The sequence below is a fragment of the Maritalea mobilis genome (assembly GCF_019800885.1).
Lineage (GTDB): Bacteria > Pseudomonadota > Alphaproteobacteria > Rhodobacterales > Rhodobacteraceae > Roseibacterium > Roseibacterium beibuensis.
Genome location: NZ_JAHVKE010000001.1, coordinates 872657 through 894033 on the forward strand (window position 1 = coordinate 872657; position 21377 = coordinate 894033).

A 21377-nucleotide genomic window follows, 5' to 3' on the forward strand; every position below is an offset into this window, starting at 1 on the left:
GGCTGCGCAAGGCGCGGCCCGAATGCCCCACCACCTCCTGACACTCGAATGGATCCTGACCTTGACCCTCTTGTCGCATACAGACATCGCCCTCCTGATCGTCGGCGTCATCATCGCAGCTGGCTTGGGCGGACTGCTGGCCGGTCTTCTGGGCGTGGGCGGCGGCATCGTGATCGTGCCCGTGCTGTTCTGGGTCTTTACCTTCACGCAGTTCGATCCTGCCCTGTCGATGCACATGGCGGTGGCGACATCGCTGGCCACGATCGTCGCCACCTCGTTTTCGTCTGCGCGGGCACATCACCGACGCGGCGCGGTGGACATGAGCATCGTGCGCCGCTGGGGCCCATGGCTGGCCCTTGGCGCCCTGTCGGGCGGCGCGCTGGCGGGGGGGATGGACAGTTCGGCCCTGATGGTGGTCTTCGGTCTTGTCGGCTTGGCGGTCTCGGTGAATTTCCTGCTGCCCAAGACCCTTGTCGTGGCAGCAGACCTGCCGCACGGCCACGCGCGGCAGCCAGGGATTGCCTTTGCCATCGGGACGGTCTCGGCCCTGATGGGGATCGGCGGGGGCACCTTGGGGGTGCCGACACTGACCGCTTTTTCCGTTCCGGTTCACCGCGCCGTCGGCACGGCATCCAGTTTCGGCCTGATCATCGCGGTGCCCGCCGTGGTGGCCCTGATCGTGGCGGGCCTCGACGTCGAGGGCCGACCGCCCCTATCCCTCGGCTACGTGAACCTCGTGGCGGCGGCATTGATCCTGCCGATTTCGACCAGCCTTGCCCCGCAAGGCGCGCGCCTCGCCCATGCGCTCGACGCGAAATGGGTCAAGCGGGCCTTCGCCGTATTCCTTGCGCTGACCTCTCTCAGGATGCTCTGGACCGCGTTGAGCTGACCTCGGGGCGTGTCTGGGTCCATTTCTCCAGCATGGTCTGCGCCGCACTCAGAAGATGACGGCGCAGCGCCTTCTCCGCCGCTTGTCCGTCGCGTTCGATGATCGCCTCGACGATCTGGGCGTGTTCGGCATTCGAATGCTCGATACGTGCCCTGTCGGCCAATTGAGAGCGCCGGAACGGAGACAGCTTGAGGCGCATCGCCTCGGCCATCTCGACGAAATCCGAGTTGTGACTGCCCGCATAGATCGCCTGGTGAAACCGGGTATTCGCCGCTTCATAGGCCTCGGCCCCGCCTTGCAGTGCGAGGTCCGACATCGTTTCATGCAAGCCCAACAAAACGGCACGCTCTTCCATCGACATCCGTTGTGCCGAGAAACGACCGCACAGGGCCTCGATCTCGCCCATGGCTTCGAACAGGTCATCGATCCTGTCGCGTGTAATATCGCTGACCACCACCCCTTTGTATGGCATGCGCACGGCCAGCCCGCGGGACACGACGATCTGCAACGCCTCGCGAACCGGCGTGCGGGACACGTCGAAATCACGCGCCAGAGATGTCTCGTCCAGCTTGCTGCCCGCCGCGATCTCTCCCAGCAGGATACGTTCCTCAAGGGTGGCGGCGATCGAGTGGCCCAGTAAGCGCCTGGGGGTATCTGACGTCATGTCCAGCTCTCGTTACTTGCATACAATATTAAACGAAACAGGCTACGTGCATACAGGAAACTACCGGTTTTGCTTCACCGGGTCGCAACCATGCGGCTCCATTGGCTTACCGCTTTTTCTTTTAACGACGCGGGAGAAGCCAGCCAAGCCAAGGCAGTTGACAGACCGACCGAGCGCTCAAAGGCCGCGCCATAGTACATCCCGGCCATCTGTGTGATGCGCGGCGAAGGTCGGCTTCATCGCCCGCTTTGAAAACCAAGTATGGCTCAACTGGGTGATTTTGGCTGTATGTCCGCTACGGTGTTGAGGCAACCGAGTTACGACGGCGTAAACGCCCTTGATCTCAAGCCTTCGGCAACTTCTGAGGTGCAGAAGCGATCTTGGCCAGTTTGAGGAGGGCCGCCGCGGCGGCAGCGCGCAAGAATTCATCGTTTGCGCCGAATGGGCCACCTAATCGCAACTGCGCCGAACCCGGCTTGTGGTGTAGGTCGGCGGATAAAACCGCGGCCTTCTGCCGCCACTTCATCGTGATCACACATTGACGGGTCTTGCGGCCGCGCCGGCATCTTGCCTGCCGCCCATCACCCGATTATGCCGCGCCCGCCGGGTGCCCCACCACGTTGGGGAGAATCGGGAAGTCGGTGCGATACCGGCGCGGGCCCGCCGCTGTGACGGGGATGCCGCAGGCACGATGCCACTGGAGCGATCCGGGAAGGCGCCTGTGGGCAGATGACCCGAAGCCAGAAGACCGGCCCGGCAAGATGGCCGCCCCGCGTGGAACCCGAGGCGGCGCTGTCAAACCAGGAGGGCCACCATGCCCGACACCGCCCCGGCGGCGCCCGCACCTGCGCGCCGCTTTACCCCACAAGAACGTGACACGATCCACGACCTGATCCGCAATCGCCGAGACGTGCGCGATGAGTTCCGCCCCGACCCGATCCCCGACGACGTCCTGTGGCGCATCCTCGACGCTGCCCATCACGCGCCGTCGGTGGGGTTCATGCAACCGTGGAATTTCATTCTCATCCGTGACCTCGGGCGCCGCCGCGCCGTGCATCGCGTCTTCGAGACCGCGAATGCCGAGGCCGAGGCGATGTTCCCAGAGGATACCCGCAGCACCTATCGCGGCCTCAAGCTCGAAGGGATCCTGAAAGCGCCGCTGAACATCGCCGTCACCTGCGACCGCGACCGCTGCGGGCCGGTGGTTCTGGGCCGTACCCACAACCCCGAGATGGATCTCTATTCCTCGGTTTGCGCGGTACAAAACCTGTGGCTTGCCGCGCGCGCCGAGAATGTCGGCGTGGGCTGGGTGAGCATCTACAACGAGCCCGACCTGCGCAGCATCCTCGCGCTGCCTGACCACGTGGCGATCGTGGCCTACCTGTGTGTCGGGTTCGTGGATGACTTCTATCCCGCGCCCGAACTAGCCCTCAAGGGCTGGCGCCAACGCCTGCCACTGGACGCGGTCGTGATGGATGAGGTCTGGCAAGACGACCATTGAACCACAACGCGGCGGTGGGGCTTGGGGCCCTGCCGCCCAGCATGAAGTCTACCTGTGGAACCGCTTGCCGTAGCATGAGATCGCTCGCGCCGCCGTATGCTGCACCTCGGATAAGCTCGCACGCCTTCGCGTCGATCACTGGGTTTTACCCCGGTGCTTGAGGTATCTTGCTATCCCATCGTTCTGCGCAGCGATGAGCGGGCAATCTTTCCATGATCAGCTCCTCTCTAGCCCTGATGCCGCACAAGACCTCCGCGTGATGCGCGGACGGCCAAGTGCGTCCAGCCTCAGCCCATCAATCCCCACTACAGGGTTCCCTCGTGACGTCGTCAGGCGCCGGCACCAGCCGTGCATCGAACTGGCCACTCATCCGTGTAACACCATTGCGGGCGGCCACAGGTTGGCAGTGCGGGCTTGAACGCCAGTTTTTTACTGCCGCGTCAAGTTGGTCAACGCGGTGTTGCCCGCTGCAAAAGCGGAGCGGTCGCCGCGCAGGAGCACGATCCCAACAGCGATGAACCAGACGATAGCACCGAGGCCAAAGACGGTGCCGGCGATCTCTCCCAGCGACGGGAGGATGGTCACCAGCCCGGCAAGACCACTGAGGATGCCTATCCCGGCCGTGAGGCGACCGAATGTTCCGGCCGTAACCCCCGTGACGCTGACGGCCAGAAGCCACTCACCACCGGCGATCTCGTTGCCGCCGCCAAGGCCCAGTTCAACCGCGTGGAGCGTCTGCCATAGGGCGGCCGCCGCCTCTGGGTCGGCGGCGACTGCGAGGGTGCGCTCGACCGCGACATTGGCGATCATTCCGGCACCAAGGACGAGGGTGGCCCAGATCAGGCCGATTGCCCCGGTCAGGGCGGCCGCGTCAGGCATGACTGGAGAGATTTGGCGCTGCAGCGCAACGACCAGGACAACGAGTGCCAGAGCATTCACGATGTAGATCGTTGTGTTCCAGGCGATCATCACGCCCGGGCGCTCGGCGATGAAATCGGCGACCGCCCGGGCGTCGACCTCGTCAGTTCCAAAGCCCAGCGGGGCAAGAACGGTGACAAGCAGAGCGAACCCCACGAGGTAGGTTGCGGCGCAGGTCAGGGCGGCAAGGCCGCCGGCTGTGCGAAGTGTCATGTGCGGGATCCTTTTTCTTGGCATGGGGCTTCGGCGGCGAGGCTTGCAAAGTGATCGGCAAGGCGCCGTGTGCCGAACCGGGGTGCGACCATGTCCAAACCCAGCGCCGTCAAGAAGAACCGTGCGGGCCCGCTTGCGCGCCGCGGCAGGATCGGCAGAACGGCGAGCGTGGTTCTGCGCAGGGCGTCTGGCAGGTACGTGATGCGTGGCTGCTTGCCGAGGGCGGCGAAGGCCGCGCGCGCGATCTGGTTCTGAGTCATCACGTCTGGGCCGCCGATTTCCACCCAGCCCCGCCCCGCGTCAGTCGCATCGGCGATAGCCGCCGCCAGATCGGCCCCGTGGATGGGATTCAGGCGCTGCGTTCCGTCCCCGAAAAGCCAGACGCGCCCCGCCCGCGCCATCGACAGGATCTCGCTCATATCCGAGAAGTAGCCGCTTGGCGCGATTACCGTCGCAGGCATGTCAGAGGCTTGCAGAGCGGTCACGAAAGCGGCCTTGGCGTCGACCAGCGGCACGCCCGCCATCGCCTCGGCCTGCAGGACATGCACATATGCAAAGCGTTTCACACCGGCGGCTTCGGCCTCGCGCAGCAGGTTCAAGTTTGCCTGATAGTCGACATCCCAGTATCCGACCCCGTCCGCCTGCCGCGTGATGCCCAAAGATGACACGACGAGGTCCACGCCATCCATGACGCCACACAGCGTATCTGGCCGTGTCGCTTCGGCCTTGAGCAGCAGGTCTGCCAAGCCCTCGGCGCGCGCAGTGTTGCGGACTAGCGCAGTGACGTGATGCCCGCGTCTTGCATATTCGGCGCAGAGAAAGCGCCCCAGATAGCCGGTCGCGCCGGCGACGAGAACGTGCATGGGTTGTCTCCTTGGGTCAGGCGAAGCCTATGGCAAGTGCGGCTGCGGACATAAGGGCGATGACGGGAGTCCAGAGCCGGCGCTCCGGACGCGAGGGGCTTGCTGCATTGGCGACAAGCGTCAGCAATGTGAGTCCGACCGCAGGCCAGAACAGCGCGGCAAGTCGCGGCGCGCCCACCCCGGCCCGCGCCAGCACGGCCCCGGCCATTGCCACAAGCAGCGCAGCCTGCACCAAGGCAAGGCCCCGCCAAACGGGTGGCAGACGGCCGGGAAAACGGCCGCCCACCGTCAGGCGCCCCAGCGGGGCGCCTGCACTGACCGCCAGATGCATCGTCACGGGCAGCGCGGCCAACCCGGCATAGGCATAGGCATAGGCAAGGATCTGGGTCATGGGCGCAGCGTGCGCGACTGCCGCTCGGTCCGGCCCAGATCGCCCCAAAGATGTCGGGGCGGGTATTCACAAAGCGGTCTCACCTGCTTGTCACCTCCGGTCAGCAGGCGATGCAGGCGACCCATTCGGGTGCGGATGGCTTGTTGCATGTGTTCCCCCCCTTCAGCCCACGACCGCGTGGCCGCGGCCACGCAGACAGTTCAGAACGATGGCCTCGCGGCGTTCGCTGGCCTCTGCCCCGCCCGCAACAGCACCGGCAAGAGCCCCGGCCAGGGCCCCGCCAAGCGCGTCGCCATCGTCGTCCACCTCGCCCAGCACGCCGCCAATTCCGGCGCCGATCGCGGCAGACGCCATCGTTTCGCGGTCAAGCTGCGTTTGATTACGGGCAAGGGTGCGACACGCGGCAAGGTCACTCTGGAATTGCGGGTTCGGTTCGCCATCGAGGATCGGGTCCACATTCGTGCCCAGATCGGCGCAGGCCCCCAACAGGATCGACAGGGCAAGGGGGGTGATCAGCATCGGTTTCATTCATTTCTCCTTCGACGTTCAATGGTGTCGAAGGGGGATCTACCCGTCGCGACCGGGCGGCGGCATGACCGCAGGGATCAGCCGTTTGACCTCCGGTACCAATCACTCGGCGTTCAGCGCTCGGCCAGCCAGCCGGTCGGGCTTGACCCGGTCCACCGCCGGAACGCGCGCACGAAGGCCGATGCTTCGGAAAACCCGAGAAGGTAGGCCGTTTCGCCGACCGACACCTTGCGCGCGCTCAGGTAGTCCATCGCCATCCGGCGGCGCAGATCGTCATGGACCTGCGCAAAGGTGACGCCTTCGTCCTTGAGCCGGCGATAGAGCGTTTGTCGGCTCATGCCGAGGTCGCGTGCAATCCGGTCCATCGACAGGGTGCCCTCGTGCAGGTCCGAAAGCATCCGGGTCTCGACGGCGGCGCGCACGGTGTCGTTTGTGGCCAGTTCCGCCAAAAGCGCGTCCGCGTGGCGCGTGAAAACGCCGAACACATACTCCTTGCCGCCCTCGAACGCCTCGTCCAGCCAGACCGGATTGATGCGCAGCGCATTGCGTGCCGCGCGAAAGGTGATCGGCACCCGGAAGAACTCGGGGTAGCGGTTGGCGTGGGGCGGCGGCGCGTAGGTCACCTCCAGCGCCTGTTCGAAGGGATGTTCGGGCGCGGACCGGCGGAATTCCGAGATGAACCGCGCAAAGCTGGCCTCGGTCGCCATCCAGTTGCCGTCACAAGGCCGGTTGTCCACCAGCCAAACCGCGTCTGCGCTGCGTTCAAGCTCGAACCGGTCGCCGCCGCCCGGAATCGGGACATCGGCCATCAGCCGCGCATAGCGGTTCAACTGGCTCAAGCTGTGCGGGAAGGACACGGATGTATGCACGATCTGGCCAACGATCGACATCGTGTCCAGCCGTGTCTCCAAGACGTGACGAAGAAGCAGCGAGGTGTCGCCCGTCGCGTCGATCCCCGCCGCGATGAGGCTCTGGTAGGCGGCGACGGGGATGCGCGTATCCTGATCGGCCAGGTCGTCTTCCGTCAGCCCCGAAGCCGCAAGCAACCCGTCCCGCGGCGCGCCTTCGGCCACCGCGTAGTCAAGGAACGCCGTCGCAAAACCGGCGGCCATGGTCTGATCGGACATGCGGCAGTCTCCTGCGGTCAAGACGATGATGCGCCGGGTCATAGCGCCTTGGCGCGCGCGGGCAGAATGTGCCGGGACACGACATAAGGACAACCCTATGCTGCATCCCATGCTGAGCACGATCGTCGGTTTTCTCGTTCTTTGTGCCCTGGCCTTTGCCGGGCTTACCTGGATCACGCGGGTGCCGCCGCGGGTTCCGGCCACCGTGACGGACGATCCCGCGCTGCCAAGGTTGGCAGGGCATGGAGTAGTGCTGCATGGCCGTATCGCTGGGCCCGAGGGTGCACCGCTCGCCGTGGTTCTGCACGGCGGACCGGGGGGCGATCACCGATCCTTGTCGGCTCTTGAGGGGCTGACCCGGACCCATCGTGTCCTTTTCTACGACCAGCGCGGGGCCGGACTGTCCGAGCGGGTGACGCCCGAGCGGTTGGGTATGGCCGATCACCTCGCCGACCTGGATGCGGTGATCGTAGCCCATGGCGGCGGGCCTGTCGCCCTGATCGGTCATTCATGGGGGGCAATGCTGGCGACAGCCTATCTTGGCCACAGGCCCGAGGGGGTTTCCCACGCCGTGCTGATCGAGCCCGGCTTCCTTGACGCCGAGGGCCTCGCCACATTCGAGGCCCGGCGCACCGCGCTGTCTCGCACGCCGCGCGTTTTTTGGGCCGGCCTATTGGCCGGTTTCCGCGCGCGCGGTGTCACGGGGGATGCGGACGCGGCGGCGGACAGCATCGTCGGCACCGTCGTGCAGGCCTTCGCCAATCATCCGGCGAACCCCTACCATTGCCCCGGACAAGCCTACGACGCCCCCGCCTGGCGTTTCGGCAGCCGCGCAAGCGACGCTTTCTGGAAAGCCCCGGCTGCTGCGCTCGACGCCATGGCCCCCGGTCTCGCCTTCGGCGGCCCTGTCCTGATCCTGGCAGGGGGCTGCAACGACTGGACCGGCGCGCCGCTTCAGGCCCGGCACGTTCGGATGTTCGCGGAGGCGCGGATGGAAGTGATCGAGGGGGCCGGCCACGACACCACCTGGGACCGACCCGAGGCCACGCTTGCCGCGATCAGGTCCTTTCTTGCCACACGGCCCGGATCGCCGCTGCCGGAACACTGAGAGATCGCCCGGACTTGCGCGCCGTACTCAGACCTATCCGCCATCTTCATCGCGGTAACTGACAGCGCTCCAGGCCAAGCTGGCCCCTCGTGCTTCTATCGCCGTCGGCGAGCCTGGGTCAGCGCGCTCTTGCCAACCACCCCATCAACAGGTCAGCAGCCGTACTCGTGAGGCTGCGTGTACCTCATGCGGCCGTCCCTTCGATGCCCGAGATCGCCTGGATAAGGCTGTCCTCGGTCACCTCCGTTGCGCAGAACTCGCGCATGATACGGCCATGGTACATGGCGACGATCCGGTCGGAGACATGTAGCACCTCGGGCATTTCCGACGATATCACGATCACGGCGTAACCCTGTTTCGCCAAGCCGCGCAGCAGATTGTGGATCTCGGATTTCGACCCGACATCGATACCGCGCGTCGGTTCGTCCACGATCAGGACCTCGGGCTGCATCGACAGCCATTTGCCAATCACGATCTTTTGCTGGTTGCCACCCGACAGGTTTCCGACGGCCGTTTTCCAGCTGGGGCTTTTGATGGATAGGCGGTCTCGATACTGATCGTAGATCGAAATCTCTGCACCATCGGACACGAAAGGGCCGGCTGTCAGGTCGCCAACTTGCGGCAACGTCATGTTATCACGGCAATTCATGCCAAGCACGAGGCCTTGCTCTTTCCGGCTTTCCGGGACGAGGGAAATACCCTTCGCTATCGCATCGATCGGCGAGGTAATCTTGACCGCCTCCCCCTTCAGATAGATCTGCCCCGAGGTCGGTTTGCGCAAGCCGAACAGGGTTTCGGCAATCTCGGTGCGGCCTGCCCCGACCAGGCCGTAGAATCCCAGCACTTCGCCCTCGCGGACTTCGAAAGTGGCGTCCTCAAAAAGATGCCCGCAAGACAGGTTCTCGACCCGCAGGGCGACCGGCCCAAGCTCCACCTGCTCGACATTGCGGCTGATGTCGAGAGACCGCCCGATCATCATCTGCGTGATCTCGTCCTCGTTCGTTTCAGCGGTGTTGAGTGTGCCGCGATACTCCCCATCTCGCAGAACCGAGATGCGGTCCGTCATCTTGAAGATCTCTTCCATGCGATGGGAGATGTAGATGATCCCCACGCCCTGTGCCTTCAGACCCTCGATCACGTCGAACAAAACAACCTTCTCGGCATCGGTCAGCGATGCCGTGGGCTCGTCGAAGATCACCGCCTTCGCGTCCACGGTGAGGGCGCGGGCGATCTCAACCATCTGCTGGTTTGCAATGGAAAGGTCTCCAACCAAGGTCCGGGCATTGAAGCCCACCTTGAGCTTTTCGAGGATGGCGTCGGTTCGGGAATAAAGCGTCGCCCAGTCAACACGACCGAAGCTTTTGCGGGGCAACTCCCCAAGATAAATATTCTCGGCGACCGACAATTCCTCTGCAAGGCTGAGTTCCTGGTGAATGAACATCACGCCATTGGCCTTGGCCTCGAGCGGGCCGCGCATCTCGGTTTCGCGTTCCTCGATGAAGATCTTTCCGGCGTCAGGCTGATAGATCCCGCCCAGAACCTTCATCAAAGTGGACTTGCCTGCGCCGTTTTCCCCCATGAGGGCATGAACCTCACCCGGAAGAACCGAGAAGCTGACGCCATCGAGGGCGCGAACGCCGGGAAAGGTCTTCACGATACCTTCGAGACGAAGTGCCGGTGTGTGATCGGTCATACTTTCAACTCCTCTGCGCCCTTGCGATTGAGCTGCCGGTCCAGGAACAGGACCGCGATCAGGATGGTGCCGATGACAAGGTTCACGGTCTCGGTGTCCGCGCCGATATGGCCAAGGCCCTTGCGCAAAAGTTGGATGGCGATCACACCGCCAAGCGTGCCGATGATAGACCCGCGACCGCCGGCCAGCTTGGTGCCGCCCAAGACGACGGCGGTGATGGCCCACAGTTCGAACAGCATTCCGTCATTTGGATTTACCGACCCGCTGCCCGAGTAGAACGCCACGGCCGACAGGGCGGCGAGGAAGCCGATCAACACGAAGTTCACGACGATATGCGGCCCGACGCGGATACCGGCATTCACGGCGGCCTCGCGGTTGTCGCCAATGGCATAGGCATTGCGCCCATGCACCGTGCGGGTCATCATCAGCCAGACGATCAGGACAACGGCGATGAAAACCAAGGCAGGCGTTTGGAGGCCCAGTATGTCCGCCTCGGCGAAATCGACCATCGTCCAGTTCAGGTGATAGGTCGGGTTCTCGCCGTTATACATGAAGACAAGCCCGCGATAGCCCAACATCGCACCCAGCGTGACGATGAAGGCATCGACCCCGGTCTTCCAAACGATCACGCCGTTGATCAGGCCCAGAATTGCCCCCGTGAACAACGCGAACAGCCAGGCGAGCGGGATCGCGGCGTCGCCCATTGCCTCCATGAATGGCCAATTCATCGAGTCGAGCATGACAATCCCGGCCAGCGCATAAGTCGCGCCCACGGAGAGATCGATATTGCCGTTGATCATGACCACCGTCATGCCGATGGCAATAATGCCGATCGGGGCCGACTGCTTGAGCAACAACAGCATGTTGTCGAGGTCCATGAAGGCGCTGTCACTGAGCGACCACCAGCGACCGGCCACCTCGAAGAAAACCAGCTGGATGACGATAAAGGCCCAGATCGCACCGTTCTTGATCAGCCGCTTGAGGGTCTCGTTCTGCATGTTCTGCCCTCCTCAGGCGATCGGCGACCAAAGCTTGCCGCGCTTGGTGGCGATATCGAGCCAGACGGCCAGGATGATGATGATCCAGGTGACGACGAACTGGACGTAAAACTCGAGCCCGGCCAGCAGCAGTCCATTTTGGATAAATCCGAGGATGAGCACCCCGATCACCGTCTTGAAGATCGTGCCCGATCCGCCCAGCAACGACGCCCCACCAAGAATGACGGCGGCCAGAACCTCCAGTTCCATGCCTTGGCCAACGGTGTTCTGGGCCCCCATGGTGCGGCTGGCCTGGATCAGGCCGGCCGTCGCCACGCAAAAGGCTGAGATAAGGTAAGTCATGAAAACCACGCGGGCGCGCGGTATGCCCGAAAACGTCGCCGCCGTCCCGTTGCCCCCGACCGCATAGACCTTGCGGCCGAACGGGGTCTTGGCGAGCACGATGCCGAGGAACGCCGCAAGCAAAAGGAAAATGAGCACCGGAACGGGGATGCCCAAGGCTTCTCCCCGGCCAAAGACATCGAACCAGGTTTCATTCTGGTTGGCGATATCCATGTTCTGACCGCCCGAGTAGGTCAGCGTCAGGCCATGGATGGCCGACAGCATCCCCAGCGTCACGATCAAAGAATTCAACCTGAGATACCCGATCAGGAACCCGTTGATCGCCCCAAGGCAAAGGGTCATCGCAAACATCGCAGGGATGGCAAGGGCCGGCCCGAAAGCGGGGTTTTCGTGCAGGTCCAGCACCACGATGGCCGAAAAGGACAGCATGGACCCAACCGACAGGTCGAGATTGCCGCCGATCACGACAAAGGTAACCCCCAGGGCCATGATCCCGAGGATTGCCGAAGACCGGATCACACCGAACACATTATCGATATCGATAAAGCGTGGGTTCCAGAGCGTGAAGCTCACCATGAACAGAATAAAGGCGACAAGAATGCCCTGTCGCGCCAACACACTGCCAAGCGATTTCATAGCCTGATCGGCCATTTAGATCCTCCCTTTGGGGCGCGCATTGCCGCCCCTCCCACTAGATCCCTCGCCCTTCCCACGGCGGGGGATTGATATCAGACCAAGGTCATGCCTCCGTCGATCATCACGATTTGCCCGGTCATGTAGTCGCTTGCGCGCGACGCAAGGAACGTCGTGGTTCCCGTGATGTCTTCAGGCCGCGCGACACGCCCTTTCAGGATATCGGCCGAGAATTCCTCCATGGCCTGACCGGGGCGCTCCGCCGCACCGATGGCCATCAGGTCCTGATCGACCTGCTCCCACATCTCGGTCGCGACAACGCCCGGGGCAAATCCGGTGACCGTGATATCATGCTTGGCCAGATCGCGTGCCGCCGATTGCGTCAGACTGACCACGGCCCATTTCGATGCACAATAGGGCGCGACATTGTCAAACCCCTGACGAGACGCGATCGAGGCGGTGTTCACGATCTTTCCCCCGCCCCCTTGGGCGATCATCTGTCGGGCAGCCTCCTGGATACCGATCAGACACCCAAGGCCATTCACGTCCATGATCAGATGCCAATTGTCCTCGGTCACATCGAGGAAATTCATCGGTTTGTTCACGCCGGCATTGTTGAACATGACGTCCAACCTGCCAAAGCTTGCCACGGTTGCCTCCACCATGGCGCGGAATTGCGCCCGGTCCCGGACATCGACACCCGCCGACATTACCGAACCGTCGTCTACGCCCGCGCGTGCCTTATTCGTTTCGGCCACTTCGGCCGCCAGACCGGCGTTGAGATCGGCGAAACAGACCTTGGCCCCGTCCGCGAGCAGTGCCTCACCGATGGCGCGACCGATGCCCCTGGCTGCGCCGGTTACAATGCATACACGACCTTCGACACCACGAGGTTCGACCACGGTGCGCCCCCTGAAACTTGACTGTTCTTGAAAAAATGCGGGAGCGACCAGGCTGGCCACCCCCGCACAGGGAGGATCTTAGAAAACCGGGCGATCGAATTCGCCCATGTTCTCTTGCGTGATCTTCGGCGTGTCGAAATAGTTCAGGAACGGCACGTCCTCGCCTGCAAGAATATCCAGCGCGGTCTGCAGCGCCGCCTCGGCGTCATCGACCGGCGACTGGTAGATCGAGCCCCAGTATTCGCCGCGCTCCATGGCATCGTAGCCAACCGCGAAATTCGTGGCACCGACGAAGGTGATGTCTTCGGCTCGACCTGCCGCCAATGCAGCGTTCAAGGCACCAACGCCCATGTTGTCGTCGCCCGAATAGACACCGTCGATGTCGTCGTATTGGACGAGGAACGCTTCCATCACGCGCTGCGCATCTTCCCGGTTCCAGTTACCGGGCTGGCTTTCCATCAGCGTGACGTTCGGGCAGACCTCGGGCAGACGCTGTTCGAACCCCTCGGCGCGCTCGATCGCGGTGGTATAACCCGGCTGGCCGGTGATCTGTACAATCTGCGCTTCGTCCTGAATCCCCATGTCGGTGAACCGTTCGCACATAATCTCGGCGGCGCGGGCACCCTGCGTGATGTTGTCCGGCCCCGAGAAGGAGCGCACGAAGTCGAACCCGTCTTCGGCGATATTCGAGTTGGTGATGATGACGGGGATACCCGCCTGATAGGCCTCGCGCACCGCGGGAATGACAGCCTGACCATTGGTCGGCCAAATGATCATGGCGTCGACTTCTTGCTGGATCAGGTCCTGGATCTGCGCGATCTGGCGCGCCACGTCGCCGCCGGCGTCCAGCACGACAACCTCGACATCGGGGTTGGCCTCGGCTGCAGCGATGAAGGCCTGCTCATAGGTCGTCTGGTAGCTGTCGACGCCCACGTTGTTCTGCGTGATACCGATCGTGATGGTCTGTGCTGCTACTGCGCCACCCATGGCGACGAGTGCAGTGGAACACGCAAGCGATAGCTTGGTCATTCGGGTCATATTCTTCCTCCCAGTTTTCTAACGGATTGCCGCTGTCCTCCCAGCCCGGGAATCGCCCGGTGCAATCTGCGTTGTATCGAGCGTGTTTTCAGTCGCAATCAAACGACCCATTTTTATCCATTTTGGATGATTTTTTATCCGAATTGGATATCTTCGGAGGGCCGCAGCTACTCTCAATTTGAACAATTCAGGGGGACATCCAGTGAAACGCCCACCGATATGCACCGCACCGTCAGGCGCCAAGGGGACCATGCTCAGTCAAGCTGCCAACGCCATTCAAAATGGACAAGGTCCGGCCTCGAGCCGATCCTTTTCGTCCAATGGCGTGGCCGATGCCGAACTCGCGCGGGTCATCGGGTTCTTGACGGACCTGACCGTTGAACTGGACACCTCGCTCGACCCTACAACGCCGAACCCGCATTTGAACATGCTGCTGCACCTTTTGCGAGGGCATGTGGAAGGGCGGTTGGTATCCGCGTCCTCGATGGCGTCCGCATCCGGAGTTCCCTATGCAACCGCGATGCGGAAGCTGGCCGAGATCCAGTCTGCTGGCTATGTCGAACAAAGACCCAGAACGAAAACTGGTCGCAGTTTTTCCCTTCACCCCAGTGCAGACCTGCTGGACCACTTCAGTCAGCTGGCAAGCCGCGTCGGGCGTCTCGCTCGCGAGGCCTTCGATGCCGAGGATCATGCCGGTGACTACTTCTACGGCGGTTCCTACGTGCCAGGCCAAGCGGCAATCGCGCCGCCCAACGCGCTGTTGTCGCCGCTCAAGCTGGCCGGAGGGCTTCGAATCCTCGTTCATGGCGATCCGACCTTCATGGTCATGGATACACTCAAGCGCCAGTTCGAACAGATCGTCGGAACCGACATTCATCAACGCGCCTTCTCCATTGACCGTTTGCGCGAGGAAACCCTGCGCAATGCCGAACGAAAGAAAAGTGCTTATGACCTGATCGCGGTCGACCTGCCCTGGATCGGGGAGTTTGTGTCCAAGGGTGTTCTCCGGCCGCTTCCCGAGATCATGGATGTCGATCGGCTGGACCCGAGCGATTTCCACACGGCGGGATGGCGTGCAACCCATTGGGGGGGCGTACCTTATGGTGTGCCAAGCCAGACCACACCGGAATTGATGTTCTATCGAAAGGACTGGTTCGCGCGCGAGGGTCTGGCGCCGCCAGCCACTCATGACGACGTGATCGCCGCCGCGCGCCATTTCCACGATCCGCGCAATGGTCGGTATGGGGTCGCCTGGAATGCTGCACGCGGCACAGCGCTCGGGCACACCTTCATGATGACAAGCGCGGCCTTTGGGCAGCCCATCATCGAACTGCCCGAAGTCGCAGGCGGGTTCGACGCAAGCGACCTTGCCGGCGGCCATTACAGGGCACGGATAGATACGCCGCGCACCCGCGACGCCGCCGAATACCTGATGGACCTGATGCAGTTCTCTCCACCCGACATCCTGTCGATGTCGTGGTACGAACGCGTGCGCCCCTTCGCCGGGGGCAAGGTCGCGATGGCTTACGGGTACACGCTGCTGGCCCCGTATTTCGAACTGGACGAAACCTGTCCGGCATTTGGCAACACAGGATACCTGCCACACCCGCACGGACCCGACGGCGCCCCGATTGCACCTGTGGGCGGCTATGCGCTGTGCATCCCGGCAAACCTGAGTGAGGAACGTGTCGATGATGCGGTCGAGGCGCTTGTCGCCTTCACGTCTCCATCGGCGCAGAAACTCTACATCCAGAATGGCAGCCGAACAGCGCCGCGCTACTCCGTTGGCGCCGACCCCGAAGTGCGACGCCTGTCGCCGATTTTCGAACTGGTGGACCAGATGTCGTGGCGCGACGAGCTGCAATTCTGGCCGCGCCCGCCGATCCCGCAGATTTCCGACATCATCAACCTTTGCGGCATGGAATTGCACGACATGCTGCGCGGCATCGTTGCGCCGGAGGAGGCGCTTCGTCGCCTGCAGGCGCAGGCAGAGGAAATCCTTGAAAGATCAGTCCAATAGGGAGGAAACCATGGACCCCAATCGCCTGAAGGGAAAGCACATCCTGATCACCGGTGCCGCACGCGGCATGGGTGCCGCCAATGCCGAAGCGTTTGCCGCCCAAGGCGCGAATGTCTGCCTCGGCGATCTCGACGGGGATGAAGCGCAGGCGATGGCGGACAAGATCAATGCAGCCGGCAACGGCAAGGCGATCGCCGTCAAGATGGACGTGACCAAGCGCGAGGACAATCGCAACGCGGTCGGCGTCACGGTGGATGCGTTTGGCAGCATCAATGTGGGCCTGTTCAACGCTGGCCTGAACAAACCCCGTTTCTTCATGGATATCGATGAAGACAACTGGGACATGATCATGAACGTCAATACCAAGGCGATGTGGCTGGGCATGCAGGAAACCGCCCGGCAGATGATCGCCCAGGGCCCGCAGGAAAAGCCCTACAAGCTGATCAACGTGGGTTCGATCGCATCGCGCAAGCCCTTGGTGGATGTCACCGTTTATTGCACCTCGAAATACGGCTGCCTTGCCCTGACCGAATGCGGCGCACTCGGCCTTGCCGAGCACAACATCACCGTCAACGGATACGCGCCCGGCGTGGTCGTCACGCCGCTCTGGGAACAGCTCGACAAGGATCTCGTCGAAATCGGCTTCAAGGAACGCGAAGGGCAAGCCTACGACGACATCGTCGAGAACAACCTTGTCATCAAGCGCGTGTCCTATCCCAAGGACATCATCGGAACCGCCTCGTTCCTCGCTTCCGACGACAGCGACTACATGACCGGCCAGATGATCTCCATCGATGGCGGCTGGGTCACGAAGTAGATCGCCGACACCCTGATTTTCCGACCTCAGTGGGTGCGCGAGAACGCACCCGAAAGGAGCTTATGATGTCTCGCGCCTTGATGCCGAACCTTCTGACCCCGCAAGATCTGGAACCCAATTGGGAATGGCGGGAACGCCTGCCGGCCTGGGGCCATACCTCGGTCGATTTCGAACGCCGCATCGACCATGACCGCCTGCGCCGTTACCGCCTTGCCCGCACGCGGCAGGCGCTCCAGGCGTCCGAGGCAGGCACGCTGCTTTTGTTCGACGTCAACAATATCCGCTACGTCTCGGCCACCAAGATCGGCGAGTGGGAACGGGACAAGATGTGCCGGTTCTGCCTGCTGACCGGCGATGACAGCCCCTATGTCTGGGATTTCGGCTCGGCCGCAGTGCATCACCAGCGGTACTCCGATTGGCTGGAGCCTGACCACTGCCTCGCCGGAGTGGTCGGCATGCGCGGCACCATCCCGCCCGAGTTCGGGTTGATGAAGAAATACGCCAAGGAAATCGCGCGCCTGATCAAGGAGGCCGGGATGGCCGGCATGCCGGTCGGCGTCGACTATGCCGAAACCGCGATGTTCCATGCCTTGCAGGAAGAAGGGATCAAGGTGGTCGACGGCCAGCAAATCATGCTGTCGGCGCGCGAGATCAAGAACTGGGACGAAATCCAGCTTTTGACCCAAGCGGCCAGCATGGTCGATGGCGTCTACCACATGATCTACGAAGAGCTGAAACCAGGCGTCCGCGAAAACGACATCGTCGCGCTGTCCAACAAGCTTCTCTACGAGATGGGGTCGGACGACGTCGAGGCGATCAACGCCATTTCGGGCGAGCGGTGCAACCCGCATCCGCACAACTTCACCGACCGGCTGTTCCGCCCCGGTGACCAGGCGTTCTTCGACATCCTGCAAAGCTACCAGGGTTATCGGACCTGCTACTATCGGACTTTCAACATCGGCCGTGCCACACCGTCACAGACCGACGCCTATATCCGGGCGCGCGAGTGGATCGATGCGTCCATCGAAATGATCCGGCCCGGCGTCACCACCGACAAGGTGGCCGAGGTCTGGCCGACGGCCGAAAGCCTGGGTTTCCCGAACGAAGACGCCGCATTCGGCCTGCAATTCGGCCATGGCCTGGGTTTGGCCCTGCACGAGCGCCCGATCATCAGCCGCGCCGTGTCGCTGGATCACCCGATGGAGATCCAGACCGGCATGGTCTTCGCGCTGGAAACCTACTGCCCGGCGAGCGACGGCTATTCCGCCGCCCGGATCGAGGAAGAGGTCGTGGTCACGGAAACCGGCTGCGAAGTGATCAGCCTCTTCCCGGCTGAAGAACTGCCCATCGCGAACCGCTACTGAGGCGCGGCGGGATAAATCCCGCCCTAAGGTGCAACGCGCCTGGGACAGGGTTCACCCCGCCGCCCCCGCCCACCCCGGGAGGATCACATGGCCAAAGCCAAGACGAATACCGAGGACTACCTGCGCATGTATCGCCAGATGGTTCGCATCCGCACTTTCGAAGACAATGCCAACCAGCTCTACCTGTCGGCCAAAATGCCGGGGCTGACCCACATGTACTCCGGCGAGGAAGCCGTCGCCGTGGGCATCTGCGAGGCGCTGACCGATGACGACCGCATCACCTCGACCCATCGCGGCCACGGGCATTGCGTCGCCAAGGGGGCCGAGTTCAAGGAGATGTTCTGCGAGTTGCTCGGAAAGGCCGAGGGCTATTGCCGGGGCAAGGGCGGGTCGATGCATATCGCCGACCAGAGCCACGGGAACCTTGGCGCGAATGCCATCGTCGGCGGGTCCATGGGGATCGCCACAGGCTCGGCCCTGCGCGCCAAGCTGATGGGAAAGGATGACGTCACGGTCTGTTTCTTTGGCGACGGCGCGACGGCGCAGGGCCTGATGTACGAGGTCATGAACATGGCAGCCCTTTGGAACCTGCCGGTGATCTACGCCTGCGAGAACAACGGCTATTCGGAATACACCAAGACCGAGGAAATCGCCGCAGGTTCGATCACGGCCCGCGCCGAGGCGTTCGGCATCGAGGCGCATACGGTCGACGGGCAGGATGTGCTGGCGGTCAACGAGTTGACGCAAAAGCTGGTGGCGCGGGCCCGCAAGGGCGAGGGCCCGTTCTTCATGGAACTGATGACTTACCGCTACCACGGGCACCATGTCGGCGACATCAACCGCGAATACTACCGATCGAAGGACGAAGAGAAGGACTGGAAGGACAATCGCGACCCGATCATCCGCTTCCGCGCCTTCCTCGTCAGCGAGGGGATCGCGACCGAGGAGGAGATCGAGGCGATGAATGCCGAGATCGAGAAGAACGCGACCGAGGCCGTGGCCTATGCCGAACAGGCCCCCTACCCGCCGGCCAACGAGGTCGACATGCACGTGTACGCGGACTGAGGAGAGACCGATGCGAGAAATCACCCTGTCCCAAGCCGTGAACGAGGCGCTGGCCGAAGAGATGCGCCGCGACCCGAGCGTCTTCATCCTTGGCGAAGATGTCGCCGAGGCCGGCACCCCCTTCAAGGTTCTGTCCGGTCTTGTCGAAGAATTCGGCACCGACCGCGTTGTCGACACGCCGATTTCCGAACCCGGATTTGTCGGAATGGCCGTCGGTGCCGCAATGACCGGCGCGCGACCCGTTGTCGACCTGATGTTCGGCGATTTCATCTATCTCGTGATGGACCAGCTGTGTAACCAGGCGGCCAAGCAGCATTACATGTCGGGCGGCAAGCTGACGGTGCCGATGGTGCTGCGCACCAACCTCGGTGCCACGCGCCGTTCGGCCGCGCAACACAGCCAATCGTTGCAGGCGCTTGTGGCGCATATTCCGGGCCTCAAGGTTGCCCTGCCCTCTTCGGCCTACGAGGCCAAGGGCCTGATGAAGACGGCGATCCGCGACAACAACCCGGTCGTCATCTTCGAAGACAAGCTGATGTACCAGGACAAGGCCCCGGTCCCGGAAGAGGAATACCTGATCCCCTTCGGCGAGGCGAACGTGAAACGCGAGGGGCGCGATATTACCCTGATCGCGACCTCCTCGATGGTGCAGGTCGCCGAAAAGGCCGCCGAGATGCTGGCCAGCGAGGGGATCGACGCCGAGGTGATCGACCCGCGCACCATCGTGCCGCTGGACGAGGCGACGCTTCTCGACAGCGTCAAGAAAACCAGCCGCGCCATCGTGATCGACGAGGGGCATCAAAGCTATGGCGTCACCGCCGAGATTGCCTCGCGCCTGAATGAAAAGGCGTTCTACCATCTCGATGCACCCGTTTTGCGGATGGGGGCGATGGATGTGCCGGTGCCGTTTTCCCCGGCGCTCGAGGATCTGACCGTCCCCACGCCCGAGGCGGTCGTCGAAAACGCGCGTAAACTCTGCGCGGGGGAGATGATCCATGCCGCATGACGTGACCATGCCCCAACTCGGCATGGCGCAGGACGCGGGCAAGATCGTGTCCTGGCTCAAGGCGCCGGGCGATCCGGTGTCCAAGGGCGATGCCCTGTTCGAGGTCGAAACCGACAAGGCGGTGATGGAGGTCGAGGCCCCCGCAGACGGGTTCCTGACGGGCGTGTCCTATGGCGAAGGCGATGATGTGCCGGTCGGCAATGTCATCGCGCGCATCTCGGACAGCGCCGAAGATGACCCGGCCCCCGCCCCATCACAGGCCGCCCCTGCCCCTCCAGTCGCCGCAGATGACACGATCCCGGAGGGCCACCCCGTGACCATGCCGCAGCTTGGCATGGCGCAGGATACCGGCCTGTTGGTCAATTGGCTGAAGGCGCCGGGTGATCGGGTCTCGGCTGATGACATCCTGTTTGAGGTCGAAACGGACAAGAGCACCATGGAGGTTGAGGCGGGCCGCGACGGCTGGCTTGCCGCGACGCTGGCCGAGGCCGGCGAAGAGGTGCCGGTGGGCGATCCGGTGGCGATCATCTCGGGCGACAAACCCGACGCGCCGGTCGCGCGTTCGGTGAAGGACACCCAATCAAAGCGCGCTGAAACATCGGCCCCACCGCCATCAGTCCCCGAAGCCACCGCCGGGCAGCCAACTGAAACCGTCGCCCCAGCGGCAGCGTCGCCAAACCCTGGCGGGCGCATCCTGGCCTCGCCCAAGGCGCGGCGTCTCGCGATTGAACAAGGGCTGGACCTCGCCCGCCTGGCCGAGGCTGGCCATCCACAGCCCTTCCACGTGGCCGATCTGGAGGTGTTGCGCAACATGCCGCGCGCCACGGCGGCACCCGTTGCAACCCCGTCCGAGGCCCCGCGCCGGCTGACGGCGGTGTGTTCGACCGATGGGCTGTCGGCCTTTGCCGTCTGGGCCGGGGAGACACGGGCGCTCAACCCGGACGCGGTTCTGGCAGGCTTTGCCGGGACCAGCTTTGGAAGGGCCGAGGCGGTTTGCGTGTCCATCGAGCGCTTTGGCAACCGGCAAACCTACCACGTGCCGGTCGGTCGCAGCCTTAGCGCGGTTTCGGAAACCGATGACGACCCGGCGCTGATCGTGCGTGACCTGCGGGGAACATCGCTGGCCTCACTGAACATGGGGGCCGAGGCCACGCCGGTCTTGTCGATCACCGATGACGGGGCTGGCCTTGCCATCACGCTGGAATGCGCAGCCGCACAGCTCGACGCGAGCGCGGCAATCCACCTAGTAACCGAATTCGCAGGCCGAATGGAGCAGCCGCTCCGCCACCTGCTTTGA

General features: G+C 63.1%; 20 protein-coding genes and 1 riboswitch. Of the genes, 9 read left to right on the plus strand and 11 right to left on the minus strand.

The features are described 5' to 3' along the window. The first annotated feature begins 22 nt into the window (after positions 1–22). A complete protein-coding gene (locus KUV65_RS04200; protein WP_222187823.1) occupies positions 23–889 on the plus strand; it encodes a sulfite exporter TauE/SafE family protein in 867 nt (288 codons plus the stop codon). On the opposite strand, the gene KUV65_RS04205 is transcribed toward KUV65_RS04200, so the two are convergent. Further along, complete coding sequence (locus tag KUV65_RS04205; protein ID WP_222187824.1) at positions 861–1553, minus strand: GntR family transcriptional regulator; 693 nt, start codon at positions 1551–1553, stop codon at positions 861–863. The genes KUV65_RS04200 and KUV65_RS04205 overlap by 29 nt on opposite strands. 588 nt (positions 1554–2141) lie before the next feature. Beyond that, a riboswitch (cobalamin riboswitch) is annotated at positions 2142–2324 on the plus strand. Between the two features lie 43 nt (positions 2325–2367). Here KUV65_RS04205 and bluB point away from each other — a divergent pair. Beyond that, entirely contained in the window at positions 2368–3054 is a 687-nt protein-coding gene (bluB, locus tag KUV65_RS04210) for a 5,6-dimethylbenzimidazole synthase (protein WP_222187825.1), read from the plus strand. 429 nt (positions 3055–3483) lie between these two features. On the opposite strand, the gene KUV65_RS04215 is transcribed toward bluB, so the two are convergent. From KUV65_RS04215 to KUV65_RS04235, 5 genes are all read right to left on the minus strand, one after another. Continuing rightward, complete coding sequence (locus tag KUV65_RS04215) at positions 3484–4185, minus strand: DUF4386 domain-containing protein (RefSeq protein WP_222187826.1); 702 nt, start codon at positions 4183–4185, stop codon at positions 3484–3486. Then, complete coding sequence (locus KUV65_RS04220; RefSeq protein WP_222187827.1) at positions 4182–5048, minus strand: SDR family oxidoreductase; 867 nt, start codon at positions 5046–5048, stop codon at positions 4182–4184. Before KUV65_RS04220 ends, KUV65_RS04215 begins: the two co-directional genes overlap by 4 nt. A gap of 16 nt (positions 5049–5064) precedes the next feature. Next, positions 5065–5439: a hypothetical protein gene (locus tag KUV65_RS04225; RefSeq protein ID WP_222187828.1), complete on the minus strand. Its 375-nt coding sequence runs from the start codon at positions 5437–5439 to the stop codon at positions 5065–5067. A gap of 162 nt (positions 5440–5601) precedes the next feature. Next, the gene (locus tag KUV65_RS04230) at positions 5602–5967 is read right to left on the minus strand and encodes a hypothetical protein (protein WP_222187829.1); all 366 of its coding nucleotides are present in this window, start codon (positions 5965–5967) and stop codon (positions 5602–5604) included. A 113-nt stretch (positions 5968–6080) separates the two neighbouring features. Continuing rightward, a complete protein-coding gene (locus tag KUV65_RS04235) occupies positions 6081–7094 on the minus strand; it encodes an AraC family transcriptional regulator (protein ID WP_222187831.1) in 1014 nt (337 codons plus the stop codon). A gap of 109 nt (positions 7095–7203) precedes the next feature. Here KUV65_RS04235 and KUV65_RS04240 point away from each other — a divergent pair, with 109 nt between their 5' ends. Continuing rightward, positions 7204–8202, plus strand: coding sequence for an alpha/beta fold hydrolase (locus tag KUV65_RS04240; protein WP_222187833.1), 999 nt, complete (start codon positions 7204–7206; stop codon positions 8200–8202). A 184-nt stretch (positions 8203–8386) separates the two neighbouring features. On the opposite strand, the gene KUV65_RS04245 is transcribed toward KUV65_RS04240, so the two are convergent. The 5 genes from KUV65_RS04245 to KUV65_RS04265 all read right to left on the minus strand — a co-directional run bounded on the left by KUV65_RS04245 (position 8387) and on the right by KUV65_RS04265 (position 13799). Beyond that, on the minus strand, positions 8387–9895 hold the full coding sequence (locus tag KUV65_RS04245; RefSeq protein ID WP_222187835.1) for a sugar ABC transporter ATP-binding protein: 1509 nt from the start codon (positions 9893–9895) through the stop codon (positions 8387–8389). After that, positions 9892–10893, minus strand: coding sequence for an ABC transporter permease (locus tag KUV65_RS04250; RefSeq protein ID WP_222187837.1), 1002 nt, complete (start codon positions 10891–10893; stop codon positions 9892–9894). The genes KUV65_RS04245 and KUV65_RS04250 overlap by 4 nt, the downstream gene beginning before the upstream one ends. 12 nt (positions 10894–10905) lie before the next feature. Further along, positions 10906–11886, minus strand: a complete 981-nt coding sequence (locus tag KUV65_RS04255) for an ABC transporter permease (RefSeq protein ID WP_222187838.1) — start codon at positions 11884–11886, stop codon at positions 10906–10908. Positions 11887–11963: 77 nt separating this feature from the next. Next, entirely contained in the window at positions 11964–12770 is an 807-nt protein-coding gene (locus KUV65_RS04260) for an SDR family oxidoreductase (RefSeq protein ID WP_222187839.1), read from the minus strand. Between the two features lie 78 nt (positions 12771–12848). Next, complete coding sequence (locus tag KUV65_RS04265; RefSeq protein WP_261331586.1) at positions 12849–13799, minus strand: sugar ABC transporter substrate-binding protein; 951 nt, start codon at positions 13797–13799, stop codon at positions 12849–12851. A gap of 334 nt (positions 13800–14133) precedes the next feature. Between KUV65_RS04265 and KUV65_RS04270 the strand changes: the two genes are divergently transcribed. The 6 genes from KUV65_RS04270 to KUV65_RS04295 all read left to right on the plus strand — a co-directional run bounded on the left by KUV65_RS04270 (position 14134) and on the right by KUV65_RS04295 (position 21377). Beyond that, positions 14134–15828 carry an ABC transporter substrate-binding protein gene (locus KUV65_RS04270; RefSeq protein WP_308124509.1) on the plus strand — a complete coding sequence of 565 codons (1695 nt, stop codon included), beginning with the start codon at positions 14134–14136 and terminating at the stop codon, positions 15826–15828. 10 nt (positions 15829–15838) lie between these two features. Continuing rightward, a complete protein-coding gene (locus tag KUV65_RS04275) occupies positions 15839–16645 on the plus strand; it encodes an SDR family NAD(P)-dependent oxidoreductase (protein ID WP_222187841.1) in 807 nt (268 codons plus the stop codon). Positions 16646–16710: 65 nt separating this feature from the next. Next, the gene (locus KUV65_RS04280; RefSeq protein ID WP_222187842.1) at positions 16711–18009 is read left to right on the plus strand and encodes a M24 family metallopeptidase; all 1299 of its coding nucleotides are present in this window, start codon (positions 16711–16713) and stop codon (positions 18007–18009) included. A gap of 87 nt (positions 18010–18096) precedes the next feature. Continuing rightward, positions 18097–19074, plus strand: a complete 978-nt coding sequence (locus tag KUV65_RS04285) for a thiamine pyrophosphate-dependent dehydrogenase E1 component subunit alpha (protein ID WP_222187843.1) — start codon at positions 18097–18099, stop codon at positions 19072–19074. A 10-nt stretch (positions 19075–19084) separates the two neighbouring features. Continuing rightward, complete coding sequence (locus tag KUV65_RS04290; protein WP_222187844.1) at positions 19085–20080, plus strand: alpha-ketoacid dehydrogenase subunit beta; 996 nt, start codon at positions 19085–19087, stop codon at positions 20078–20080. Continuing rightward, positions 20070–21377 carry a biotin/lipoyl-containing protein gene (locus KUV65_RS04295; RefSeq protein WP_222187845.1) on the plus strand — a complete coding sequence of 436 codons (1308 nt, stop codon included), beginning with the start codon at positions 20070–20072 and terminating at the stop codon, positions 21375–21377. Before KUV65_RS04290 ends, KUV65_RS04295 begins: the two co-directional genes overlap by 11 nt.